The sequence below is a fragment of the Mucilaginibacter sp. Mucisp86 genome (genome assembly GCF_047324315.1).
Classification (GTDB): Bacteria; Bacteroidota; Bacteroidia; order Sphingobacteriales; family Sphingobacteriaceae; genus Mucilaginibacter.
This window is the reverse complement of the sequence record NZ_CP168503.1, coordinates 5,041,153-5,066,336: the sequence shown is the minus strand read 5'-3', so window position 1 is coordinate 5,066,336 and position 25,184 is coordinate 5,041,153. Positions and strand designations below refer to the sequence as shown.

The 25,184-nt window shown below is 43.3% G+C and carries 19 protein-coding genes; 10 read left to right on the top strand and 9 right to left on the bottom strand.

What is annotated here, in order from left to right:
• Positions 1–46: 46 nt before the first annotated feature.
• The 5 genes from ACEN9X_RS21370 to ACEN9X_RS21350 all read left to right on the top strand — a co-directional run bounded on the left by ACEN9X_RS21370 (position 47) and on the right by ACEN9X_RS21350 (position 8,552).
• Entirely contained in the window at positions 47–1,285 is a 1,239-nt protein-coding gene (locus ACEN9X_RS21370; protein ID WP_413667068.1) for a DUF5000 domain-containing lipoprotein, read from the top strand.
• Between the two features lie 27 nt (positions 1,286–1,312).
• Positions 1,313–2,542: a DUF4998 domain-containing protein gene (locus ACEN9X_RS21365; RefSeq protein WP_413667067.1), complete on the top strand. Its 1,230-nt coding sequence runs from the start codon at positions 1,313–1,315 to the stop codon at positions 2,540–2,542.
• A 96-nt stretch (positions 2,543–2,638) separates the two neighbouring features.
• Positions 2,639–3,946, top strand: coding sequence for an alpha-L-fucosidase (locus ACEN9X_RS21360; protein ID WP_413667066.1), 1,308 nt, complete (start codon positions 2,639–2,641; stop codon positions 3,944–3,946).
• A 31-nt stretch (positions 3,947–3,977) separates the two neighbouring features.
• On the top strand, positions 3,978–6,317 hold the full coding sequence (locus ACEN9X_RS21355) for a glycosyl hydrolase family 95 catalytic domain-containing protein (protein ID WP_413667065.1): 2,340 nt from the start codon (positions 3,978–3,980) through the stop codon (positions 6,315–6,317).
• Between the two features lie 159 nt (positions 6,318–6,476).
• Positions 6,477–8,552 (top strand): alpha-galactosidase, encoded by a 2,076-nt coding sequence (locus ACEN9X_RS21350; RefSeq protein WP_413667064.1) that lies wholly within the window; start codon positions 6,477–6,479, stop codon positions 8,550–8,552.
• Between the two features lie 639 nt (positions 8,553–9,191).
• Here ACEN9X_RS21350 and ACEN9X_RS21345 read toward each other — a convergent pair.
• The 5 genes from ACEN9X_RS21345 to ACEN9X_RS21325 form a co-directional block, all read right to left on the bottom strand.
• Positions 9,192–10,058 carry a helix-turn-helix transcriptional regulator gene (locus tag ACEN9X_RS21345; protein WP_413667063.1) on the bottom strand — a complete coding sequence of 289 codons (867 nt, stop codon included), beginning with the start codon at positions 10,056–10,058 and terminating at the stop codon, positions 9,192–9,194.
• 12 nt (positions 10,059–10,070) lie between these two features.
• Positions 10,071–10,436 (bottom strand): VOC family protein, encoded by a 366-nt coding sequence (locus ACEN9X_RS21340; protein WP_413667062.1) that lies wholly within the window; start codon positions 10,434–10,436, stop codon positions 10,071–10,073.
• A gap of 542 nt (positions 10,437–10,978) precedes the next feature.
• Entirely contained in the window at positions 10,979–11,605 is a 627-nt protein-coding gene (locus ACEN9X_RS21335) for a response regulator (protein ID WP_413667061.1), read from the bottom strand.
• A gap of 2 nt (positions 11,606–11,607) precedes the next feature.
• Positions 11,608–14,571, bottom strand: coding sequence for a two-component regulator propeller domain-containing protein (locus tag ACEN9X_RS21330; RefSeq protein WP_413667060.1), 2,964 nt, complete (start codon positions 14,569–14,571; stop codon positions 11,608–11,610).
• Positions 14,572–14,693: 122 nt separating this feature from the next.
• On the bottom strand, positions 14,694–15,161 hold the full coding sequence (locus tag ACEN9X_RS21325; RefSeq protein ID WP_413667059.1) for a nuclear transport factor 2 family protein: 468 nt from the start codon (positions 15,159–15,161) through the stop codon (positions 14,694–14,696).
• 293 nt (positions 15,162–15,454) lie between these two features.
• On the opposite strand from ACEN9X_RS21325, the gene ACEN9X_RS21320 reads away from it, so the two are divergent.
• Entirely contained in the window at positions 15,455–17,278 is a 1,824-nt protein-coding gene (locus ACEN9X_RS21320) for an ATP-binding protein (RefSeq protein ID WP_413667058.1), read from the top strand.
• Here the strand turns inward: ACEN9X_RS21320 and ACEN9X_RS21315 are convergent.
• A complete protein-coding gene (locus tag ACEN9X_RS21315; protein ID WP_413667057.1) occupies positions 17,253–17,684 on the bottom strand; it encodes a VOC family protein in 432 nt (143 codons plus the stop codon). The two genes, ACEN9X_RS21320 and ACEN9X_RS21315, sit on opposite strands and share 26 nt — an antisense overlap.
• 124 nt (positions 17,685–17,808) lie before the next feature.
• Between ACEN9X_RS21315 and ACEN9X_RS21310 the strand changes: the two genes are divergently transcribed.
• On the top strand, positions 17,809–17,982 hold the full coding sequence (locus tag ACEN9X_RS21310; protein ID WP_413667056.1) for a hypothetical protein: 174 nt from the start codon (positions 17,809–17,811) through the stop codon (positions 17,980–17,982).
• 93 nt (positions 17,983–18,075) lie between these two features.
• Positions 18,076–19,749 (top strand): patatin-like phospholipase family protein, encoded by a 1,674-nt coding sequence (locus ACEN9X_RS21305; protein ID WP_413667055.1) that lies wholly within the window; start codon positions 18,076–18,078, stop codon positions 19,747–19,749.
• Positions 19,750–19,803: 54 nt separating this feature from the next.
• On the opposite strand, the gene fabF is transcribed toward ACEN9X_RS21305, so the two are convergent.
• Together fabF and ACEN9X_RS21295 are read right to left on the bottom strand one after the other, a co-directional pair.
• Entirely contained in the window at positions 19,804–21,048 is a 1,245-nt protein-coding gene (gene fabF / locus ACEN9X_RS21300) for a beta-ketoacyl-ACP synthase II (protein ID WP_413667054.1), read from the bottom strand.
• Positions 21,049–21,213: 165 nt separating this feature from the next.
• Positions 21,214–22,056, bottom strand: a complete 843-nt coding sequence (locus ACEN9X_RS21295; RefSeq protein WP_413667053.1) for an isocitrate lyase/PEP mutase family protein — start codon at positions 22,054–22,056, stop codon at positions 21,214–21,216.
• 162 nt (positions 22,057–22,218) lie between these two features.
• Here ACEN9X_RS21295 and ACEN9X_RS21290 point away from each other — a divergent pair, with 162 nt between their 5' ends.
• Positions 22,219–22,803 carry a CatA-like O-acetyltransferase gene (locus ACEN9X_RS21290; RefSeq protein ID WP_413667052.1) on the top strand — a complete coding sequence of 195 codons (585 nt, stop codon included), beginning with the start codon at positions 22,219–22,221 and terminating at the stop codon, positions 22,801–22,803.
• Here ACEN9X_RS21290 and ACEN9X_RS21285 read toward each other — a convergent pair.
• Complete coding sequence (locus ACEN9X_RS21285) at positions 22,800–24,095, bottom strand: DUF885 domain-containing protein (protein ID WP_413667051.1); 1,296 nt, start codon at positions 24,093–24,095, stop codon at positions 22,800–22,802. The genes ACEN9X_RS21290 and ACEN9X_RS21285 overlap by 4 nt on opposite strands.
• 116 nt (positions 24,096–24,211) lie before the next feature.
• Between ACEN9X_RS21285 and ACEN9X_RS21280 the strand changes: the two genes are divergently transcribed.
• On the top strand, positions 24,212–25,177 hold the full coding sequence (locus ACEN9X_RS21280; protein ID WP_413667050.1) for a hypothetical protein: 966 nt from the start codon (positions 24,212–24,214) through the stop codon (positions 25,175–25,177).
• Positions 25,178–25,184: the final 7 nt, after the last annotated feature.

Below are 25,184 nucleotides of genomic sequence, written 5' to 3'. Positions count from 1 at the left end.
GCGTCCCTTCAAATAAAAATGAATTAATTCAACATAAATAAGAATTATGAAACGCATTAAAAATTATTCGTTAACAGCGCTGGTGCTTGCGGCAGTACTGTTTATGGCGTGGTTAAATTCATGCAAAAAGAACGACGGGTACGTTAAGGAGGTTTCGACCGATTTGAGCAAGCCCGCCTCGGTTACCAACGTAAAAGTTAAAAACTTTAACGGCGGTGCTTATATCACTTATGATCTGCCTAACTCTGATAACCTGTTATACGTGCAGGCCGAGTATCGCATCAACGATAAAACCACCCGTCAAACCAAATCGAGCTATTATTCGGACACAGTTACTGTTGATGGCTTTGCCAAAAGCCAGGAATATGAGGTAACACTTTACTCGGTAAGCAGGGCCAACATAAAGTCGGATCCGCTGGTAGTTAAAGTACATCCTGATACTCCTTTTTACAAGCTGATAAAACCTACATTAACCATCACCTCTGATTTTGGTGGCGTGAATATCAAAGCCATGAACCCTGATCAAAAGGATATTGGCGTTATTTTATTGGCCTTTGATAAATCAACCCAGGCACTCGAGGTTGTCGATCAGCATTATACCAAAGTTGATACCATTAATTATTCGATAAGGGGATATCCGGCGGTGCCACAAAAATTTGGTGTATATGTAACCGATAAGTTTGGCAATATCTCAGATACTACTATCATTAGTCTCACCCCGATATTTGAAACACTGCTGGATAAGAGCAAGTTTTCGGTATATAAAACCCCTACAGACAGCCCTACCGCTTACGGCTGGGAAGTGCCATATCTCTGGGATAACAAAACCGATGGCTATTCAAACGGCTGGCACACTGCTCCGGGAGCGCCTGCGCCAATACAGGTTACTTTTAGCCTTGGTGTATCGGCACAGTTAAGCCGCTTTGTATTATGGGAAAGACCAAATCAGTATGCCTACGCGCATGGCAACCCTAAAGATTTCAGTATTTGGGGATCAAACGTTAACGCTCCTCAAGACCTAAGACTACCTGATTATGCTCCGGTAGGAACCATTGTTGGCGACTGGGTTAATATTGGTAATTACCATTATCCAAACCCGCCATCAGGCCTTACACCTGGCTTCACCAATTCGGCCGACGCCGACTTCGTTGCGGCAGGGGTTAACTTTAATATCCCGCCGGGCTCAACACCAATTAAGTACTTCCGCTTTATGGTGCATGATACGTGGTCGAACGGTGACTTTGCCCACATGATGGAGCTTTCAATTTATGGTAACCCACAATAGGTATTAACTCATTTAGATTAAACGAACATGAAAAATATTGTCAGAATAGCTGCTTTCTGTTTGCTTGGATACCTGTTGTATGGTTGCAGCAAGCAAGACACACAGTTTGAATCGTACTTAAACGGTCATGAAGTTAAGTATCCCGGTACGGTGGCCAATGCCCATTCACGCCCTGGAAACTTACGTGCCGCCATTACCTGGAACCCCAGTACCGACCCCAGCATAACGCGCTACGTCATATACTGGAACAACAAGGCCGATTCGATAACTTTTAATTCAACCAACCACAATCCTTCGGATAGTTTGACGGTTGTCGTACCAAACTTAAACGAGTATATTTATTCATTCACTGTTTTCTCGTACGATGCCAAGGGTAACCGTTCCATCCCGCTCGATATCAATAATGTCAGGGTTTACGGACCTATCTATCAATCGGGATTGTCAAACAGAGGCTATAACGTTAGCAATCCATATGGTATCAGTGCCGATGGTAAGCTTACGCTTAATTTCCTCAAAGTTGATACCAGTACCCATAATGTGTTCACAAACATAAAATACACCAATAAAGCCGGTAAAGAAAGCTTTGGAAAACTTAGCGCCGATAGCATGTCTGTTACCCTGGCAGATTATAAGGCAGATACAAAGATCCAGTTCTTATCAGCCTTCAAACCTGCAGTGAATGCTCTTGATACATTTTATGTAGCTAATTATGAGGATTTCCCAACTATTAATTCTGTTGCCATTTGCGATAAAAAGCTTTTCAAAAAAGTATATCTGCCTAATGACGCCAAACCTTATGAAGGCGATACCGATATTGACAGGCTTTGGGATGGCAGTTCAGGTCCGCAGGGTTTCCCTAACATTTTCCATAGCGATGGCAACGGCCCGCTTCCGGTGGTTATCACTTTTGATATGGGCGCACTGTACAAAGGTCTGGTAGCTATTGAGGAAACAGGCCGTAACTGCTGCCACAACCCCGATGACTTTGAAGTATGGGGTATAGCCGATCTCACTAATGCAACTACCACCCTAAAGGCCAATGATGCCGGCTGGACGGCCGAAGCAATTTCCAAAGGCTGGAAACTGCTGAAAGAGATCAAAAGGATTGATGATGGCAGTGCGCCACTAAAGGTCAATTTTGATCCAAATCCGCCGCCGGTACGCTACATCCGTATCAGGATAAAACACAATTCAAACAACGAGGGTAACTACACCAATATGAGCGAGCTTACCTTCTGGAACAACGCATTGCTATAACAATACTCCTATACCGGGCCGCATGGCGGCCTGGTCATATTTTACAAATCATAAAAACAAAGCCCTCTATTAAATATCTACATCAAAAATTCCTTAATGAAAAAAACAGCAATTATTTTTCTTTACCTGCTTTCTATAATCAAAGTTGGCTTCGCCCAACAGGCTGCTCCCATAAAAACGCCAAAAACGGTTTTGGACGATTTTATGGCCAAACGCTTCGGCATGTTTGTGCACTTCGGACCTGTAACCCTGCGTGGCACCGAAATTGGCTGGAGCCGCAACAAAGAAGTAGCGCAGGATGACTATGATAACCTGTATAAGGAATTTAACCCGGTTTTATTTAATGCCGATGCCATTGTAAAAGCAGCCAAAGACGCTGGTATGAAATACCTGGTGATTACCGCCAAACATCACGATGGCTTTGCTTTATGGCCATCGGCGTTTACAAATTACAACATCAGCAAAACACCCTATAAACGCGATATGGTGGCCGAACTTGCTGCAGCCTGCAAAAAGCAGGGTATACTGTTTTGTATCTATCATACCGTGCTCGACTGGCACGATCCCAATTACCCTATTCACAACCCTTACGACAGCACCAAAAACGTAAAGGGCAATATGGTAGCCTTTAAAACGCAAATGAAGGATGAGTTAAAAGAGCTCATCACCAAATACCACCCCTACCTGCTTTGGTTTGACGGTTACTGGGAAAAACCATGGACCAACGCCGATGGGCAGGAGATTTATAAATTTATCAAAAGCATTGATCGCAACGTTATCGTAAACAACCGTTTGGGTAAAGAGAGCGAAAAGCTGAATGACCAATCGGTAGGAGATTACCTTACCCCAGAGCAGCGCATTGGTCAGCTTAATATGAACGAGCCATGGGAAAGCTGCATCACCATTTGCCAGCAATGGGCCTGGAAACCTAACGACAAAATGAAAACCGCGCAGGAATGTATCCAAACATTGGTTAAAACCGCTGCCGGCAATGGCAACCTGCTATTTAATGTTGGCCCAATGCCCGACGGTCGCATCGAAGCACGCCAGGTTGAAACCCTGCAGCAAATGGGGGCCTGGTTAAAAAAATATGGCGAAAGTATCTATGGTACCAAAGGCGGTCCCTATCCTCCGAATGATAACTATGCTGTTACACGTAAGGGAAACAAGATCTATTTGCACGTATTTCAGAAAAAAGGTGATAAAATTGCATTGCCTAATATGCCGGGTGTTAACATAACCAACGCCTATGTGCTCGGCGGGACCAAAGTAAATTATAAACAGGATACAACAGGTTATAGCATTGATTTACCGCAAACTTTACCCGATGCAAACAGCAATGTGATTGTATTGGAACTGAACAAAAACGCCGAGGAGATACCTGTAATTGCAGCGGGTAAATAAAATAAAAACAGAAAACCTAATTAACATAAACATGCTAAAAAGAACGCCCCTGCTAATAACCGTAATAATAACAGGTATTACAACGTTTACTCACGCACAAACAAAACAATTAAAACTTTGGTACAAGCAACCTGCCCAACGCTGGGAAGAAACTGTTGCTCTCGGTAACGGCCGTTTAGGAATGATGCCCGATGGTGGTGTTACTGCCGAAAAAGTGGTATTGAATGATATAACGATGTGGTCGGGATCATCGCAGGATGCCAATAACTACGAGGCTTATAAAAAACTGCCCGAAATAAGAAGCTTGCTTGCAGCCGGCAGGAACGTAGAAGCACAGGCCATTATCGATAAATCGTTTGTATGCACGGGCAAAGGATCTGGCGGCGTACCTTTCGGCTGCTTCCAGATGCTGGGAGACCTGAATCTTAAGTATCAGTATAAAGGGATTGAAGATAAAGATGTAAAATATGAAAATTACGAACGCGAGCTTTTATTAAACAATGCCCTTGCCAAAACTACTTACCAAGTAAATGGCGTTACCTACAAGCGCGAATACTTTACCAGTTTTGATAATGATGTAGATATAATAAAACTAAGCGCTGATAAACCGGGAATGCTTAACCTGAGCATCAATATCAGTCGGCCGGAGCGTGGTGTTACCAGTACTGAGGGTAACGAACTTGATCTTACCGGCCAGCTGGACAATGGTACCGATGGAAAAGGTGTAGCTTACAAAGCGAGAGTAAAGGCAAAACTAACCGGCGGCTCATTAAGCACTACCCCAACCTCGCTGGTTATTAAAGATGCGACCGAGGTGATCATTTATGTATCGGCAGGTACAGATTTTAAGAATCCGCAGTATCTCACCAAAATGGACGGCGCACTGAAAGCTGCCATGAAAAAGCCTTATACATCAGAAAAACAGCAGCATATAGCCAACTTTCAAAAGCTATTTAACAGGGTAAACGTTGACCTTGGCACCTCAGAAGCAGAAAAATTAACGACAGATCAAAGGCTTATCGCTTTCCGCAATAATCCTGACGCGGATAAAAGCCTGCCGGTTTTATTCTACCAATTTGGCCGCTACCTGAGCATCTGCAGCACGCGTGTAGGTTTGCTGCCGCCGAACCTGCAGGGTTTATGGGCTAACGAAGTGCATACTCCATGGAACGGCGATTACCACCTGGATATCAACATTGAAATGAACCAATGGCCGGTTGAGGTTTCTAACCTGTCGGAATTAAACCTGCCCCTTGCCGACCTGGTTAAAGGTATGGTGCCCCATGGTGAAAAAACAGCAAAAGCCTATTACAATGCTGATGGCTGGGTAGCCCACGTAATTACCAACCCATGGGGTTTCACCGAGCCGGGCGAAAGCGCTTCCTGGGGTATTTGTAAAGTTGGCTCTGGCTGGCTTTGCGACAACCTGTGGCAGCATTATGATTTTACCGGTGATAAAAACTACCTGAAACAAATTTACCCGATATTGAAAGGTGCCGCGCAATTTTACAACAGTATGCTTATCAGCGATGCTAAAACAGGCTGGTTAGTTACCTCGCCTTCATCATCGCCCGAAAACAGCTTTTACCTGCCCGATGGCACACATGCCAGTATCTGTGTAGGCCCTACTATTGATAACCAGATCATCCGCGAGTTGTTCAACAATGTGATCACGGCAAGCAAAGTGCTGGGTACAGATGCAACGTTTAGCAAAACACTGGCTGCCAAAGTAAAAAAGCTACCTCCTCCGGGCGTTATAGCTAAAGATGGCCGTATCCAGGAATGGATGGAAGATTACAAAGAAACCGAGCCGCAACACCGCCATGTATCGCACCTGTACGGTTTATTCCCGGCATCTGAGATTACCCCAGAAGCTACTCCTGCACTTGCCGAAGCCGCTAAGAAAACTTTAGAAGTACGTGGCGACGACGGCCCAAGCTGGTCTATCGCTTACAAAATACTATGGTGGGCGCGCCTGCATGATGGTAACCGTACCTACAAACTGTTTAAAGAGCTGATGAAGCCAACCATAAAAACAGACATTAATTATGGTGCAGGCGGCGGTGTATATCCTAACCTGTTATCAGCAGGCCCGCCGTTTCAGATTGACGGCAACTTTGGCGCAACAGCCGGCATCGCTGAAATGCTGATCCAGAGCCATGCAGGGTTTATCGACCTGATACCATCTATCCCCGATGCCTGGAAAGCACAGGGCGAAGTAAAAGGACTCAAAGCCCGCGGCAATTTTACCGTTGACATGAAATGGAAAGATGGTAAGATTACCTCTTATAAAGTAACCTCACCTACTCCGCGTATGGTTAAAGTGAAAGTTAACGGCGAGGTTAAAAACATTATGGCCACTAAAGGTTAATAGCATACTACACGTAAGTAAGGCATCCTAAAAAGGTGCCTTACTTATAACAACTCCCCTCTCGATCAACGCTATATTTGATAAAAAACGTTATGATTTAAAATAATCTTTGTGCTCAATAAATAAAATGTAACTTAGACATTTAATAAACCTAAATTCATGCAAAAATTCTTTAACCGACTTATAATTGCTGTGCAATTGTCCGGCTTGCTTTGCGTTTGGCGGCCGGCAATTGTTTCAGCATCAGCCAAAAGCGACATTATTCAGCCGACTCAACAGGGCGATGTATCATTTTCGTATAGCCCCGCTGGCATTATTAGCTACAATCAAAAAACCGGCACTTTTTCTGTTATCGAAAACGGCAAAACTATACTTAGCAATTGCTATAGTAAAGCCGGCGTCAACGAAAAATTTATTACCTCAAAGGAGTATAAAAACATCGCCTACAGCAAAACCCTAATAACTGATAGTTTTGGCAAAGGCGTAAAACATACTTTCACGCTAAGCGGCAATAACTTGCCAAACATGGTGCAGGTGTTTTATACCTACCCATTGCATAAAGGCTACTTTTTTGTTGAACTTTATGTTAAAGGAAAAAACCTCAAAACAAATTATATGGAGCCGGTAGCCGGTAACATGGCAGTAATATCCGGCGATACCCGCTCACTGTTTGTGCCTTTCGATAATGATACCTTCATCAGCTATGATTCAAAGGCGTTTAAAGCACCAATCACTAATATCAGCGCAGAAGTAGGAACCGTTTTTGATAATAGTAGCCGCAAAGGCTTAGTGTTTGGATCTGTGGAACATGAGATCTGGAAAACCGGCGTGCGCACCGTTGCAAAAAAAGACAGCGCCAATACGTTTGAAGTATGGGGTGGTTATACCGAAGAAGCCGTAAACCGTGATAAAATTGCTCATGGTTTTATCAGCGGCAATACAGTTAAATCGCCTAAGGTATTTGTTGGCTGCTTTGCCGACTGGCGCAACGGTATGGAGGAGTTTGGGAAAGCCAACCGAATTGCCGAGCCTCCTTACATCTTTAACTGGACAAAACCTACCCCTGTTGGCTGGAACAGCTGGGGTGTTATGCAGGAAAAACTGAATTACGACAAAGCCATTAAAGTAACCGACTTTTTTGCCGATAGCATTCCGGCCTTCCGCAATGGCAATACTGCATTTATTGATCTGGATTCGTTTTGGGATAATATGATCAGCGGTGGCTGGGAAGGAGATTTTAGCAAGCTGAAATCATTTGCCGATTACTGCAAATCAAAAGGCTTACAACCCGGCGTGTACTGGGCTCCATTTACCGATTGGGGATGGCAGGGCGGCCCCGATCGCAAAGTTTTAGGAAGCAACTACACCTATGGTGAAACGTGGACAAAGGTTGGCGACAGCTATCATGACATTGACGGTGCCCGCGCAACCGATCCAACCCATCCGGGTACCTTGCAACATATCGACTATGTGATTGGCAAACTAAAAGCCTGCGGCTTTAAAATGATCAAGATAGACTTTTTAGGCCATGCGGCAGCCGAATCAAGTCATTTTTATGACCCGAAGATCACCACGGGTATGCAGGCCTATAAAAAAGGAATGGAACACCTGATTGATCAGTTGGGTGATCAGATGCTGGTTTATGCGGCCATCTCCCCCAGCCTGGCAACCGGCCGTTACGCCCACATGCGGCGCATTGCATGCGATGCCTTTAAAACCATAAAGGATACCCGTTATACATTAAACAGCGTAAACTATGGCTGGTGGCAAACTTATCTATACAATTATATTGATGCCGACCATGTTGTACTTTCAACCGAAAGCGAAGGCGCAAACAGGGCAAGGATGCTCTCGGCAATTGTTACAGGAACGTTCATAACAGGCGATGATTTCTCTACGCATGGTCAATGGAGCGATCGGGCAAAAGCTATGTATCAAAACCCCGAAGTTTTAAAGATTGTACAAAACGGAAAAGCTTTCAGACCGGTTGAGGGGAATACAGAAACAGGAACAACGGAGCAGTTTTCACTTAAAATTGGTAATAGCTTTTATCTGGCGCTGTTCAATTACGGTGATACCGATAAAGCTTATACTATCGACCCGAAAAGGATTGGTCTTGATCCAGGGAAAACAGCAAATGCGAAGTCGTTACTGAAAGGTACTAACGTAAATACAAAAGTCGTTTTAGTAAAAGCAGGAGATGCTGAATTATTAAAATTTGATCTGAACAAATAAACACGGCAAAGGCGCCGGCAACAGATTCCCCTTTAATCGCCGGACGCCTTTTGAGGGGATGAACCTTGTATCGTTTTTAACTGTTTAACTTAACTGATTTTGCCCGTTTGCATGCAAGCGGGCATTTTGATTTTTTGGCGTTTATACAGCATTTGTTTTTATTGTGTTTCATGCTTGCCACATTGCTTTTTTCTATTTGGAGCGAAGAAAAAAACAATCCCCCGGTGACGGCCAATATGGTAAAAAATTTCATAGCAGTAGGTTTTAACTTAAGAGACGATATTTTTTGGAGAATGTTACAGTAAAGAAGCCAAATGTTGATTTTCGCATATTTTCGGACAGAACCATAATTCAATGTCATTGCGAGAAGGAACGACGAAGCAATCGCACGGAAGCATAGCCTCCCTGTATAACACGCGATTGCCGCGCAACGCCTATAATGACGTGATTTTTTATGTTTTCTTCATCCATCTGCCCCTAAAAGCAAAAAGTCAGTGACCTCGCGTTACTGACTTTTTCATTAACTATTAACTGACCAAATATCCTTAACAAAAAACTATCTGGTACTACAAACATAGGGTGTTAAAGGCGTGCTACATGTGTGAAAAGCACCATCCTAACACAAAAAGAAAACTCTTATTATGCTGATTGCCTGTACTTTAACGGCGTTATCTTATAATGCGTGCGAAATAACCTGATGAACGAGCTCGGGCACTCAAAACCCACCATGCCAACTACCTCATTTACAGGGTAGCGGGTATCTTTAAGCAACATCAACGAGCGTTTTAAACGCAGCTGTATCAAAAACTGGTGCGGTGTTAAACCAAAAGCCTGCTTAAAAGTGCGCAGCAAATGGTTAACCGAAAGACAGGCATGCTCGGCGAGATCTTCAAGGCTAATATTCTGATTATAATTACTGTACAGGTACTCCTTAGCCAGATTGAGACGGCGCAGGATCTCAACCCTGGTGCCCTGGTTTAAAAAGTCGAGTTTTTCGGCTTTTCTGCAGATCTCGTCATTATAAATATGAAAATAATTGATGAGCGTGTGGTGCAGGTATTCGTTAATCAGCATTTCGTCCTGCATTCCATTGTCCAGATGTTGTTTCAGGTGAAATACATTGTATTTTATATCACCCGCAAAAGGATATATGGTTTCATTAAATTCGGGCTGTGCCTTGCTGTTGCCATAGCCTTTATTTAACAGGTTATCATCACCAAATGTCCAGCAATCTTTAAAATCCTGCAAAAACTGCTGATCAAAATTAATGGCAAACGACTGTACCTGCTGATCAAGGTCAGTATCGGTTGAATATTGAGTGCCCCTGTTCAGGATTAAAAATGAATCGGGGTAAATAGATAAATGCCTGCGGCCAATATCATAACGTTCATTACCGCTTAAAACAAAGCGAAGGCTTAAATCTGAAGTATACTGCGGCCCTTGTCTCTGGCCGCCGGTGCGGCTTACAATCTTATTGTTGTTGCGTAATACTTTTGAATAGTCCATTGTGATATGATTTTATTGTTCGTTATAATTTCTTTCTTCCAGTAACATAAATTTGTTGCCCGCCGGGTCTAAAAATTCGGCTGCCAATCCTGCCGGTAAATAGGCCGGCGATTTGCAAAAGAACACTCCTGCCGTCCGGAGCACATGATAATCGTTCAAACAGTCGGTTGTGTTAATGATAATATTACTCTTATCACTGTTGCTGTCATTATTAGTTACAAGCAAAGCCACATTTAATTTATCCGACCGTATCACCGTACTTTCCCTACCCTCGTAAAATGTCATTGTACCTGTTATTCTGAAACCTAACTTTTGAGTATAGAAGTCTAATTGTCCCTCAAAATCGGCAGTGTGCACAGGTATATATTTCAATTTCATGTTACAGTAGTTATTAACGGAAACCAGATTTAATAATGGAAATCAACCTGTTGGCCAGGGGCAGCGTACAGGATAATTTTTTGAAGCGGGTTTACAGTAGCCGGTCAGTTAAAACTACTTAACATATCAAAGGTACTTTACCGGCGGGGGGATAGTATCCCCCTATTTGGGGGATTTGTGAATTAATGAAAATAAGCGTTTGGATTGATCATCAGAATTGTTGGTAACAACAAGTGTTCGGAAGATTAAAAAAGCAGGGGATTGTGCAATTCCCTCTCTTGGGAGGGTGTAGGGAGGGGTTTCGACGGCAGACTTATCTGCTTAACGACGCATAAACCCCTCCCTCCCACTACACAACGCTGCCGCACCCCTCCCCAAGGAGGGAATTGAAAAATCTTCCGAACCCCATGGTGACAATACCCAAAAGGGCAGAATTGCTATAAAATCATGCCATTGCGAGGCACGAAGCAATCGCACGGAAGCCTGGCCGCTCTGTATAGCATGCGGTTGCCACGCTACGCTCGCAATGACATGGTTTTTCCTTATATCAATTTATTCTGCCTTGCCAGTTTAATGGCATCGGCACGAGAGTTTACGTCAAGCTTAAGGTAGATATTTTTGATATGGCTGCGAACAGTTTCAAGATCAATAAACAATTCATTAGCAATCTGGCCGCGGCTTTTGCCCTCACCTATCAGTTCAAGGATCTGAGTTTCACGCTTGGATAAAGGCGATTCCTGGTTTTTTTGAAACGAGCGGATTACCAGGCGCGCAATATTAATGCTCATCGGGCCTCCACCTTCCCGCACCTCTTTTATGGATTCGATGATTTTGGTTGAAGGGGTATTTTTAGTAAGGTATCCCGAAGCACCGTTTGCCAGCGCGTTAAAGATTTGCTTTTCCGATTCATAAACAGTCAGGATCAGGATATAGCAATTGGGCAGTAACTTTTTTAATTTAGGAATAGCATCAATGCCATTAACACCGGGCAGTTCTATATCCAGCAGTATTACATCTGGTTTATCTGTAGCTATTTTCTTTGAAGCCTCATCATATGAACAGTAAGTGCTGATCACATCATAACCCTCTGTAGCGCCAATTAAAAAGGCATAGCCATCGCGCAGGGTTTCATCATCCTCAATAATACTTACTTTAATGGTACGCCCCATATTTAATTACTTAGTTGATTTTTACTAAACTTTAACGTCACTGACGTGCCTTTACCAGCTTGTGAGTTAATAAGCAATGACGCATTGATACGTTTAGCGCGGGCGTTAATATTATTGATGCCCCGCCCGCGATGGGCTGCGTTGCTGTCAAACCCTTTACCATCATCTGTTACCTTCATTGCAATCGCGTTTTTATCACTTTGGTCAAGTTCAAAAATCACCAGCCCTGCATCGGCATGTTTAAGGATGTTATTTAACAGTTCCTTAAATATCATGGTGATATTACGACTATACTCCATAGGTAACTTTACCAGCTGAATGTCCTCATCAAGGGTGGCAAACTCAAAATCAACAGGCACATCATGAAAAACCTCTATCCCAATCTCGCGGATATGGTTGAGGGTTTCATACAGGTTATCGCTTTTAGGGTCAAGTGCCCACAGGATATCCTTTGTGCCGTTGTATAATGATGCCGCGTTTTGTTTGATCTGATCAACAATTCCACGCTGATCCGCCTGCTCCTTGTCTATTTTAGCATTCAGTATCTCTGATAAGACGGTGATCCGGGTTAATTTGTTACCCAGATCATCATGAAAATCTTCGGCTGTTTGCTGGCGAATCTTTAGCTTCTCTTCACGCTTCATGGCTTCAATGGCCTTTTCACGTTTTATTTTACGCTGATGTACCAAATTCTGCACTCCAAAACCAAGAAACACCAACAATACGATAGCTAATAGCCTGAACGTAAATGTTTGATAAAAAGGCGGAATTATAACAAAACTAAAACTGGCCATTTGCGGAGACACCTGCCCATCCGGGCTTATTGCCTTTACCTTAAATGTATATGTACCTGGCGGCAGCGAAGGGTAATTAACCACATTATTACGCATAGGCGAACTAAACGCACTATCTAACCCAACCAGTTTATATTGGTAAGATACCGCATCCGGGTTTTTAAGATAAACCCCCAGAAAAGATATTGATAAATGGTTTTGATTATGTTTTAGTTCGGCCCAGTCATCAAGGTCAATTGAGGAGCGCTTTTCACCATCTTCTTTCATCAGCTGTACCGATTTGATGAACACGTGTGGCGGTGGCGACGCAACCATTTTTGTCATGGTATTATATACCATAACAGCTTTAGTTGTGCTGATCCAAACCTGGCGGCCGCGGTGCATAATAGCGTTTTGGTTGGCTTCAACCACAGGTTCTTTTGAACCTATATTATCAATTACCCAAAAAGTTTTCTTTGCCGGATTATACTGCATCCGGTTGATCCCGCGGCCTGTACCCATCCAAAGCCTACCGCGTTCATCGGCAACAAGGCTGTAAATACTGTTGGCCTTGAGGCCGTCATCTATATTATAAATATGAACCGCCCCGGTTGTCATATCCCAGGTATATAAGCCGCTGTCGTCGGTACCAACCAGCAGCAGGTCGCGGTACCGGATCATGCTGTAAACCGCAGTAGCCGGAAATGATTTAAGTTTGAACGAAGGAACTATTTTTTTATTTACGGCAAGCATGACCCCACCTTGTGTTCCTATCAAAACCGAATCACGCCCCATACCAAGCATTGAAGCCGAATACGAAGGAATGCCCTCCAGCTGTTTCAATTCGCCATTTTGATAATAAAAACAGCCCATGGAAGTAGCCAGCCAGATAGTGCCGTCATCAGTGGCAGTAATAAAGTTGTAAGCAAAGCCCGAACTGTTTTTTATCTGCCTGAAACCGCTTTTATCATACTGCCATAACCCGGTTTGACCGGTACCTATCCAAACAGTACCATTTTTATCGGTATATAAACTTTGTACCCCCTTTAAATATGGCGAACCTGTTGGTACCGGTACTTCACTGGTCTTTTTTCCGTCATACCGCAAAAGACCAGCCCCATCAATCCCCATTAAAACATTGTGGTTCCAATCCTCAGTAACCGACATTACAATTTTTGAATCCGGGATTCCCTGTGTACGATCAAATACGGTATATCTGTCGCCTTCACAGCGGTAAAGGCCATTACCAAGGCTGCCCAACCATAAGTTTTTATCGGCATCAAAATAAATATCGGGGATAGAGTTATCGGTAAGCCCGTTTGATGAGTTGTAGTGGATCACCTCATCATCGTCCATAATACAATAGGCACCATTGTCGGTACCCAACCAGATATTGGCATCGGCATCCTGTTCAATACATAAAAGCTGCCCTTTTATTTTTTCGGTGATGTTTTTTTGATCCAGTGGCTTAGCAACCCCATCTTTTGCACACAATAAACTTGAGCGGGTTAAAAGGTAAGTTTTGTTTTTATCAAAACGATCGAAAAAAATGCGCTTAATAATCTGTTCTTCATACTGCGGGCCTACGTCTATTGCGTGCTCCCATTTTTGCCCTTTAAGGCGATATATTCCCTTTTTGTAAACAGCTGCGTAAAGTGTGCCTGTGCTGTTAACGGCCAAACTGGTAATAAAAATATCAGGATCATCGCCGATGGGCACGTGCTGCATCTTATTATTTTTAATCCTGAACAGTGCGCCGGCAGATGTTACCCAGATAGTTCCATCCCCGTCCTGGGTTATATTACCTACAAAATAGCGCTTCAAGGGGGTATCGGGCTTATACTTTATAATGCGCCCATGGTAAAGCCTTGCAAGCCCATTCATTGTACCAAACCAGGTACAGCCACCTTTATCCGAAAAAATGGTTGCAACGTAGTTATCAGGTAAACCGGTTAAACGGGTATAAGCAGTAAAATCCTTTCCATCAAAACGACAGGCGCCACCAAACGTACCTATCCATAACCGATGATCGGTATCCATCGATAGCTTATTGATTTGCGACTGGATGAGCCCATCCTCAATATCATAGTGCGCAAAAATGTATTTCTGTGCGTAGGTCCGGCCTGTAAACAACACCATACAAACCAGCAAACACAAAAACAGAAAAACGGGGAAACGGGATAGCTTATTCAATTAAAAACGTAATTTAAATTACCTGTATGGGGGTACAATTAAAAAGTTAAATTAAAGCTAATTAAAATAAAAAAAATCACCCCAATAGGGTGATTAATTATTATGAGTTAAGGAAGTAAAATTTAGTTTTTAGCTACAACAGAATTATCGTTGGTTAAAGGCGTTTTTATATCCTCAAACATTTTACAAACCTGGGTAATTTTCCAGTCCTGTTTATCATTTTTTTCGATGATCAGGTAATCATGCTGCGAACAGTTTTCATAATTAAAATCAACCCGGGCAATCACCATAGCATCGCTTTTGGCTAATACCTCATAGCTTGACGCACAGTTTTGTTGTGTGCCGGCGTCCTTTTTCATCATGCTTACCAGGTCGTCTTTTTCCTGTACAAGTACCTTTTCACCGCGGGGGATCTTCAATACAGAATTTTCGCTCATTATTGATTTTAATTTCCTGAAGTTAGAGGTCATATGGCTGTCAATGAAATCGCGGATCACACTGGTATACTCAGTTTCGGCTGTTGGCCGGCCATAAATGGTGCTGGCAGATAATAACCCTACTATACATGCCAATAAAAATTTATTTTTCATCTGTGATATTTTTTGATCAAATGTGGGCAGGGTTTCATCAAAAAAATATGCACATCACACCTAAGCAACCCGGTTGCAGGGGCTCATAGCTACCTAAACAGCAAGCAGGTGTTTTTCGCCTATCAAGTTCATTTTTCGCACATTTTTAGCAGTGAATATCTAATCGCAAGCCTTTTTCAGATAATTCTTTAATTATCGATAAACAATACCAGAACCTGCATGGATATTTAAATCTATACGAAAATATTTTTATTTTTGAGAGCGTCGTTCACCTATAAAACCCCCACTGCAACTTGGAACCTACCGAAAACTTTTTCCGAAGTATTGTTGAGGCATCACCCTTTCCAGTATACATGTGTATGGGTAAGGATAAGCTTATAGCCATAGCCAACGAAGCTGCCCTAAAAGCATGGGGGAAGGACAAAACAGTAATTGGAAAACCGTTTGATGAAGCACTGCCCGACCTCGATGGCCAGCCATTCAGCAGCCAGATAAGCGAGGTGTACCATACCGGCGAAACCTACTACGGTAACAATGAGCCGGCTGAATTTATAATTAACGGAAAGCGGCAAATCAGTTATTACAAGTTTACCTTTCAGGCTGTGCGTAACACACAGGGAAAAATTGTGGGTGTTATTTGTTTCTCGACCGATGTTACCGAAATAGAGCATGCACGGCAGGCTATGGAAGAGAGCCGGCATACTTTGTATAACATGGTGAAACAGGCGCCGATAGGCATCTGCATTGTTAACAGTGATAACCTGGTAATTGAAGTAGTTAACGATTCATACCTTGAGCTTGTTGGCCGAAAACGTGCAGAAATGGAAAACCGGGGCATTTGGGACGCCATACCGGAGGCTGCAGATCTATACGGCCCCGTAATGGACAATGTTATTGAAACAGGCCGGCCAATTACTGCCAAAGAACATAAATTATTACTGGTACGCAATGGGATACCAGAAATGGTGTTTGTTGATTTTGTATACGAGCCCATCAGAGGTTTTGACGGCGAAATCAGCGCTATTATGGTCATCGCTATTGACGTAACTGAAAAGTTTTTTGCCCGGCGTAAAATTGAAGAAGCCGAAGAAAGGGCAAGGCTTGCAGTTGAAGCCGCCGAAATTGGCACCTTTGACCTCGATTTGGTTACTGATGAGATCCTTACATCTGAAAGGTTTAACATTATTTTTGGTGTTGGTCCTAATGCACCGCGCAATTTATTTTTAAAAGCGCTGCATCCCGATGATGTTGAATTGCGCAATAACGCACATAAAACGGCTCTCACCACCGGAAAGTTGTTTTATGAGGCAAGGATTATCTGGCCTAATGGCTCTATACGCTGGATAAGGGCGCAGGGCAAGGTTTATTACGGTTCAGTAAACAAGCCATTACGTATCTTGGGCACTTTGCTGGATATTACCGATTTTAAACATTTGCAACAGCAAAAAGACGATTTTATCAGCGTAGCCAGCCATGAGCTAAAAACGCCAATGACATCGATCAAAGCATCGATGCAATTGCTGGACAGGCTGATCAAGGTTGATCCTTCATCTGATAAGATCCCCCAGTTTATTAACCGCGGCAACAGCAGCTTAAATAAGATGCAGCAATTGGTTGATAGTTTGCTCAATGTATCAAAAATAACGGCCGGACAGCTATCGTTACATAAAACACATTTCCCCGCTGCGCAAATGATCAATGAATGTTGTGATCATATCAGGCTTGCAGGTACGCATGAATTAGAGCTCACCGGAGATACCGAACTTCTGCTATTTGCCGATAGGCAACGAATTGACCAGGTTGTTGTTAATTTCGTGAACAACGCAGTTAAATACGCACCCGAAAGCAATCATATCATCATCAACATTACCAAACAGGATGGCGAAGCCAAAATATCTATTCAGGATTTCGGCAAAGGTATTCCGGCCGATAAAATCCCGCATTTATTTGAGCGGTACTATAGGGTTGACACCTCAGGAATTCAGTACTCAGGCCTCGGACTTGGTTTATACATCAGTGCCGAGATCATTGACCGCCATGGTGGCCAAATGGGTGTTGAAAGCGAAGTTGGTAAAGGCAGCACTTTTTGGTTTACATTACCTCTAAATGGAATCTAACAAAACCCGATTGGCTAAACCTGCGTATAGGGATTATAACAGATCTCCCAGCAATTACCTTCCGGATCGGCAATAAAACCGGCATAGCCTCCCCAAATGTTTCGGCAGGCTGCTTTTGTATTTGCACGCCCGCTTGATCTAATTGGGCTATTGTTCTATCAACATCGGTCTTTGAGGCAAGATTTATGGTAAGATAAAAACGTTTACTCCCATCATTATTGCTTATATTTGTATACTCTGCAAAAAATAGCTCACTACATAGTGTGAGTACCAAATTATCAAGCTTTAACATTATCAGCCTTTCGTTTTCAGCAAGAATTTGCCACCCAATTTTCTGGATATAAAATGCTTTGATAGCGTCGAGATCTTTAACAGCAATAGTAACAGCCGCTACCTGAGTTTGCATAGTGTAATTGGTTTAATTGCCATTATTTCCCTTAAAACTCAGGATCAACAGGTTTTATTACACACTCAAATTTAATCGCCAGTTAATACAGCCCGGTTAAATTTAGTTAACCAAACATATAAACATGCAAGTCAATTATTTTACAGTAGGCATTGTAATAGCCCTGTTAATAACATTAATAGTAGGGATAGTTAAAACCGACCGCAAAGACGAAAAAAACTTTGAACAACAACTTATTGATCAGGAACTTAAACCCAGGGAACAACCTAAACCGCAAAAGGCCGATAAAGCTATGTAATTGGGTAAAACCCGCTATCAACTAACGTATTTTTACGTACCGCTTTACAGCATCCTTTTTATAAATTTCACAACCCAACCTAACATCTATCTCATGGCAGCAGATAAAACTTCAGATCAGCAAGTATTTTATGTAGGACTTTGTATGGCCGGCGCCGTATCTGCCGGAGCTTATACAGCAGGTGTTATCGATTATCTTCTACAGGCATTGACCGAATGGGACAAGCGTCGCGGCCAGCCCGGCGTTCCATCTCATAGGGTGCAGATTCCGGTAATGGGCGGCGCATCGGCAGGTGGTATGACCAGTATCATGGCAGCTTCATCGCTCAATAACCCTATAACCCATATCGACAAACCATCGGGCGATATTTTAGCCGAACACCCTGAAAATAAACTTTACCACTCCTGGGTCGATCTTGTTCAGGCTGATATGTTCTCGAAAATGCTTGATACATCCGACATCAAAAACTCTGGCGTAATATCGGCCCTCAACTCCGATTTTATCAATGATGTTGCTAAGCGCGTTGTTTCTGCCGATCCGAAACAATGGCAGCCTACACCGGCCTATATCAAACCTGGTTTAAAGATCTTTACTACGCTTACCAATCTTCAAGGCTACGCCTACAACGTTCCGTTTAACACCTCATCGCTGCAGCGTACCAAATATAATATGCGCATCCATAATGATTACGCATGTTTTCAGCTAACCGAAAATGCTATTGCCGGGCATAACGACGGTTGGATGCCGCTGGATCTGAAAAATAAAGTCAACACTGATATAGCTGCCGACGCCGCCATGGCTACCGGTGCTTTTCCTGTTGGCCTGCAATCGCGCATAGTTAAACGTGATGCCCAATATGTTAACAATAACCCATGGCTCAGCAATTACCTTACTAATAGCCCTATTGATGCCGGCGCATATCAAACGCTGAATGTTGACGGCGGTATGATCAATAACGAACCTTTTGATAAAGTCAGAAGCGTTTTGGACGACCTTACCGGCCAGCCCGATACAGATTACAATAACTTTAACAAGTTTATTTCAACGGTGCTGATGATTGAGCCATTCCCTACCCAGGCACCAACCCCAATCTCGCAATCAAGGGCTATATCAAATGTAGTGGGCTTAACCCTGTCGTCCATGCTGTCGCAAATGCGCTCAAAGGCTGTTAACATTAAAGATGCTATGGACGAAGATTGCGCAGGTCAGTACCTGATCACACCATCGCGAAGGGTAGATACGCCGGATGGTAAATCAACCGACCTAACCGGCGAACAAGCCATAGCATGCGGTGCGCTAAGCGGGTTTAGCGGATTTTTAAATAAAGAGTTCAGGGTACATGATTTCTTTTTAGGGCGGCACAACTGCAAAATCTTTTTACGCGATTACTTTACCATACCGGCTAAGGCGCTTACAACTAATCCGATATTTGTTGATGGTTATGCCAATGCTGATAAAGCTAAGTATAAATCAACCCAAAGTGATAGCTACCAGATCATCCCTGTATTTGAGAATGACATTAAATTCCCCGATATCAAGTTCAGTTCGGGGAACAACTGGCCCACTATTAAAGAACAGGATATTGACAGGTTTAGCGGTGGCTTAAAAGATAGAATCCAGACCATTATGCTCAATGTAGCAGACCTTGGCTGGCTTACCAAAAGCCTGTTGTGGATAGGCGCCAAGGTGATCCTGAACCGGATGGTAACCAACAAAATTATGGTAGTGATAAAAGGCGAACTTAAAACCTGGAAACTGCTGCCGTAACAGTATAAACAAGACTTACGAAGTTTTAAAAACTTCGTAAGTCTTTAACGGTTTTTAAACCGCCTTAAATACTACTATTCCGTTATGCCCGCCAAAGCCAAAAGTATTGCTCATGGCTACTTTTACTTTATGGTCGATGGCATCTTTCAATACAAACTTCAATGTGTCCGGAATCGCAGGATCCAAAGTTGTGGTATTGATTGTTGGCGGTATAATTTGGTTTTCGATTGATTTTATAGCAGCGATAGCTTCAATAGCACCGGCAGCACCAAGCAGGTGACCGGTCATTGATTTGGTTGAACCGATAATGGTGTTTGTTTCTTTACCTTTTGTAACAGCAAGCAAAGCGTTAATCTCAGACAAGTCGCCAACCGGGGTCGAGGTGGCATGCATATTCAGGTAGTCAACATCTTCAATGCTTAAGCTTGATTCAGTAAGCGCCTGTTGCATAGCACGGGCAGCCCCAAGACCTTCAGGATGTGTTGCAGTCATGTGGTAAGCATCGGCAGTCATTGATGCCCCGGTTACCTCTGCGTAAATATGTGCGCCGCGGGCAACGGCATGATCATAATCTTCCAATACCAGGGCACCAGCGCCTTCGCCCATAACAAAACCATCACGGTCGATATCAAATGGCCTTGAGGCATGCTGCGGGTCGTTATTACGGCCCGACATCGCTTTCATCGAGCTAAATCCGCCAATAGAAGCCGGCGTAATAGGCGCTTCCGAACCTCCTGTAACAATGATTTTAGCCTTACCTAAACGGATGTAGTTAAAAGCATCCATAATAGCAGTATTAGAGGTAGCACAGGCCGAAACGGTGGTATAATTGATCCCCATAAAACCATTACGGATAGAGATCATGCCCGAAGCCATATTAGAAATGAACTTAGGTACAAAGAAAGGGCTAAACCTTGGCTGTCCGTTACCTCTCGCATATTCAGTTACCTGTTCCTCAAAAGTCTCCATACCGCCTTGTCCGCTGCCCCAGATGATGCCAACATCAAAGGGGTCCATTTTGCTCAAATCAAACCCCGAATCTTTGATAGCTTCATCGGCTACCACAAGTGCATATTGGGTAAAGGTATCGGTACGTTTTAGTTCGGCTTTATCCAGGTGATCTGTAATATTGAAATCTTTCAGTTCGCAGGCAAATTGCGTACGGAACAATGATGCATCAAAACGGGTGATAGTTGCGGCACCACTTTTACCGGCAACTAAGTTTTGCCAATAAGTTTTTACATTATTTCCAAGCGGAGTCAATGCGCCCAGACCTGTTATAACTACTCTGTTTAACATGATGGTTTTATTAAAATCGGCGCAAAGATATAACAATATACCAAATGGTATTTTGATATTTCGATACGAACCGGTTTTACATGCTGAAAATTACCAGGTTATGGCATGACCAAAAGTCAAAACAGTTCAAAAACCATCGATATTGAAGCAAATAAGTGGATTGAATTATTTCCCAAAAATCCTATTTAAATCCGAATAAGGCATGGCATTATCCACAAAACTATAACCGCCCTGTGCAATCTCAATAGCAGCACGCTGAAAAGCGCCCAAAGCCGCCCTCGCCAATGCAGAACCAAGGCTTACCCTTTTTACGCCCAGATCGCCAAGTTCATTAAAGCTGATATCAAAACCGGCAGCGCCAAGCACAATATTCACGGGTTTAGGTGCAACAGCTTTTACCACTTCACTTATTTGCTCTCTTGTTTTAAGTCCCGGCGCAAAAAGCACGTCGGCCCCGGCATCGGCATAGGCAACCAGTCGCCTGATGGTATCCTGCAGGTCTATTTTCCCGTGGATCAAATTTTCGGCCCGGGCAGTCAAGGTAAAATGAATAGGCAGACTTTGCGCCGCCTCAACAGCAGCCTTTACACGTGCAACCGAAAGGTCGAAATTGTAAATTGGATCCTGATCATTCCCCGTGGCATCTTCTATCGAACCACCAACTAACCCCACGCCGGCCGCGGCTAAAATTGTTTCGGCACAGATTTCCGGTGTATCGCCAAAACCATTCTCCAAATCGGCAGCTACCGGTAAATGAGTGGCATTGATAATAGCGCGGGCGTTATCAAGTGTTTCGTTAAGACTAACCAGGGCGTGCCCATCCGGACGGCCAAGTGCGTAAGCCAACCCGGCACTTGTAGTGGTAAAAGCCTCAAAACCTAAGCCGGTTAAAATTTTGGCCGAACCAGCGTCCCAGGGGTTGGGGATAATAAATAAACCATCGCGCTCATGCAGGACTTTAAAAACTTCAGCTTTTTGATTTTGGATATTATTTATTGCAGATGACATTTGAAGGCAGATTAGTATTTCCCTAAGTTAAGTTAAAAATTAGTCCGTAGTCATAAGCCTTAAGTCAAAAAGCAGATTCTAGCTTAAAACTTAGTACTTCTAACTTACAACTTAATATCCTTAATATTGCAGCTGCAATAGTTATGAAACAACAAGTAGATATTGAAAACTGGATCAGAACAGTTTGAAGAGCCCTATTACGGCGTAAACGTAAATATTGACGTAACTGCCGCTTATAAGTTTGTAAAGGATAACAGTCTCTCGTTTTTCCTTTACACCATGTACCAGTCGTTAGCCGCATCGCAAATTATTGAGCCGTTTAAATACCGTATGGAAGACAACGAAGTTTTTATTTACGACCGGATTGACGCCAGTTCAACAGTTCCAAGGGCTAACGGCACATTTGGCTTTGGCGAATGGCCTTTTCATCCTTTGTTTGAAGATTTCGCCCGCGACGCAAACAAAGAAATTGAGCGCGTACAAAGCAACAACCTGCTTGAGCGTAAAGCTTTAAACAATGTAATCCGTTATTCGTCACTGCCGTGGATCAACTTTACCTCGTTGTCACACGCGCGTATATTTTCATTTGTGGATAGCTGCCCAAAAATTTCCTTTGGTAAAATGACCGAACATCATGGCAAGCGCACCATGCCGGTATCTATCCATGTAAACCATGCTTTGGTTGATGGTATTCATGTAGGCCAGTATATTGATTGTTACCAGGAGTTATTGAACAAAGGGTTTTAACCTTTTTTAAACACATTTTCCTTCACCATAAACAGTGGCAGCGAGCCGTGGTCAAGTACGCGTGAATGGAAATCCCTGATATTAAATTTGGCCCCTTGCTTTTGTTGTAGTTCTTCTTTCCAGTGCAATATTTGCAATGCTCCATATTTGTAGGTAACAACCTGTGCCGGCCAGCGGCGCATGCGGGCTATCTCGCGCATGGCAATGTCATCCTGTCCGCGGATATTCTTTTTCCAGAAGGCCAGTGCCTGCTCATCTGTCCAGCCGTAATAATTTAGGGCAACATCCAGCGGTACGCGAACAGAACGCACTATGTCCCACTCCCATTTGCCCAGTTCATCATAAGGTGTTTTGTATACACCAAGTTGTTTGCCTAACTCTTCTGTATAAGCCCCCCAGCCTTCAGCAAACCCCATGTAATAAAACAGCTGTTGTACTGCCGATGTCTTGGTTTGAGCCTCGATACTGGCCTGATAATGATGCCCGGGAACACCTTCATGAATAAAAAGCCAGTCGACCTGGCGTTTATTGTAGGGCTTATCAAAAAGGTTGTAGTAAAATACATTACTATCATAATAGCCGGGCGTTTGAGCTAATTGCCGGCTTTCGCCTTTCTCAATTTTTAGCGGAGCGATATTGGTGTTATTAAACAGTTGGGGCAGGCCAGTATAAATGATCTCCCTGGTATTTTCGAACGATTGCTGCACCACTTTCGGATCGCTGATAAAAAAGGAAGGATCATTGAGGTGTTTATAAAAATTCTCCTCGCTTAAACCGGTTTGCAGCCGGATAGCTTCGATATGTTTTTGAACGCGACTAATTTCAGATAATCCAAACTGGTAAATTTCATCTGGAGTAGCATTGGCGCTTGTCCATCGTTTAAGCAGGTAGGCATACCAGGCTTTTCCGTTGGGGATATCGATGATACCGTTTGTTGGAACAGCTACCGGTCTGTTTTTCAACCAGTCCTGTTCAAGAGTAATTCGTTCCAGGTTGAGACCGGTTTCATAATTGATCAGCTCATAATCTACCTTTTCCGATTCATTTAATTGATCTGCCTTAAAAGCCGATAAACCCGTTTTAACTTTTGTAAAAAAGTCCAGTTGCTTTTGCACGTCGGCGACGGTACCAATATGCTCCAAACCGCTTACGTAGCTTAGCTCCAATTGCGGCAGATGCAAACTGTTGTAGCCGACTACAAAATCTTTGCAAAAAGTATCAAACGATTGTTGTTTTTTGGCCGGCAATACCGACAACATCAACGTACCGATAGCCACGATAAAAACCTTCATAAATTGAATCTTGATTAACAAACATAAATAATAAACTGTATTTTACTTATGTAAAGCCCAATATCCCCCTGTTGGGGTGATAAGCCTGTAATCCATACCTTATAAATTTGATAATCATGGTGTATCGCAAATTAATTCCGCTTTGTGTTTTTATGCTGATTGCCTTTAGTGGATTGGCACAGATCACCTATCCTGATGCCACTCTTCCAAACGATACGCCACGCCTGTTTGCGCAAGATATCCTTACTGATGGGCTGAGCAACCGCGATTTTACCATCTCGCCACAGGGCGATGAAATTTTCTTTACCCTACAGCAGCCTCGTTTTATAACCAGTACAATTTTGCATATCCAAAAGAAAAACGGCAAATGGGGCAAGCCCGAAGTTGCACCATTCTCCGGCCGTTACCGCGACTTAGAGGCAAGCTTTTCGCCGGATGGCCAAACCATTTATTTCTCGTCAGACAGGCCATTGAATGACTCTGTCGCCAAAAAAGACTTTGATATTTGGCGGGTTAAACGCGGTAAGAACGAAAACTGGAAACAACCTGAAAACCTCGGTCCGCAAGTAAATTCTGCTAAAAGTGAATACTACCCAAGCGTGGCTAAAAACGGCAATCTGTATTTTACCGTAGAAGCCGATTACGGCAAAGGCAGTGAGGACATCGTGGTTTGCAAGCCAACAGCAGCGGGCTACACCAAGCCCGAAAGCCTGCCCGAAGATGTGAATACCAAATACGATGAATTTAATGCTTTTATTGATCCGGATGAGCAATTCATTGTATTTAGCTGCTACGGCCGGGCCGACGACCTGGGGCATGGGGACCTGTACATAAGCCGTAAAGATAAATCAGGCAACTGGCTTCCGGCCAAACATCTGCCTGCACCGATAAACAGCGCAGCACTTGATTACTGCCCTTATGTAACCGCCGACAAAAAATACCTGATCTTTACCAGTAACCGGATTAACAGCCAGCTTGATAACGGGCAAACCAAAACCTACCAACAATTACAAGCGCTGCTTAACAGTCCCGGCAATGGATGGGATGATATTTACTGGGTTAAGTTTAATGAAGCCTGGTGAACAGCAG

Bases quoted from the DNA above. Each gene is read 5' to 3' on its own strand.
- ACEN9X_RS21370 (WP_413667068.1), top strand. From the start codon at position 47: ATGAAACGCATTAAAAATTATTCGTTAACAGCGCTGGTGCTTGCGGCA.
- ACEN9X_RS21365 (WP_413667067.1), top strand. From the start codon at position 1,313: ATGAAAAATATTGTCAGAATAGCTGCTTTCTGTTTGCTTGGATACCTG.
- ACEN9X_RS21360 (WP_413667066.1), top strand. From the start codon at position 2,639: ATGAAAAAAACAGCAATTATTTTTCTTTACCTGCTTTCTATAATCAAA.
- ACEN9X_RS21355 (WP_413667065.1), top strand. From the start codon at position 3,978: ATGCTAAAAAGAACGCCCCTGCTAATAACCGTAATAATAACAGGTATT.
- ACEN9X_RS21350 (WP_413667064.1), top strand. From the start codon at position 6,477: ATGCAAAAATTCTTTAACCGACTTATAATTGCTGTGCAATTGTCCGGC.
- ACEN9X_RS21345 (WP_413667063.1), bottom strand. From the start codon at position 10,058: ATGGACTATTCAAAAGTATTACGCAACAACAATAAGATTGTAAGCCGC.
- ACEN9X_RS21340 (WP_413667062.1), bottom strand. From the start codon at position 10,436: ATGAAATTGAAATATATACCTGTGCACACTGCCGATTTTGAGGGACAA.
- ACEN9X_RS21335 (WP_413667061.1), bottom strand. From the start codon at position 11,605: ATGGGGCGTACCATTAAAGTAAGTATTATTGAGGATGATGAAACCCTG.
- ACEN9X_RS21325 (WP_413667059.1), bottom strand. From the start codon at position 15,161: ATGAAAAATAAATTTTTATTGGCATGTATAGTAGGGTTATTATCTGCC.
- ACEN9X_RS21315 (WP_413667057.1), bottom strand. From the start codon at position 17,684: ATGCAAACTCAGGTAGCGGCTGTTACTATTGCTGTTAAAGATCTCGAC.
- ACEN9X_RS21310 (WP_413667056.1), top strand. From the start codon at position 17,809: ATGCAAGTCAATTATTTTACAGTAGGCATTGTAATAGCCCTGTTAATA.
- ACEN9X_RS21305 (WP_413667055.1), top strand. From the start codon at position 18,076: ATGGCAGCAGATAAAACTTCAGATCAGCAAGTATTTTATGTAGGACTT.
- fabF (WP_413667054.1), bottom strand. From the start codon at position 21,048: ATGTTAAACAGAGTAGTTATAACAGGTCTGGGCGCATTGACTCCGCTT.
- ACEN9X_RS21295 (WP_413667053.1), bottom strand. From the start codon at position 22,056: ATGTCATCTGCAATAAATAATATCCAAAATCAAAAAGCTGAAGTTTTT.
- ACEN9X_RS21285 (WP_413667051.1), bottom strand. From the start codon at position 24,095: ATGAAGGTTTTTATCGTGGCTATCGGTACGTTGATGTTGTCGGTATTG.
- ACEN9X_RS21280 (WP_413667050.1), top strand. From the start codon at position 24,212: ATGGTGTATCGCAAATTAATTCCGCTTTGTGTTTTTATGCTGATTGCC.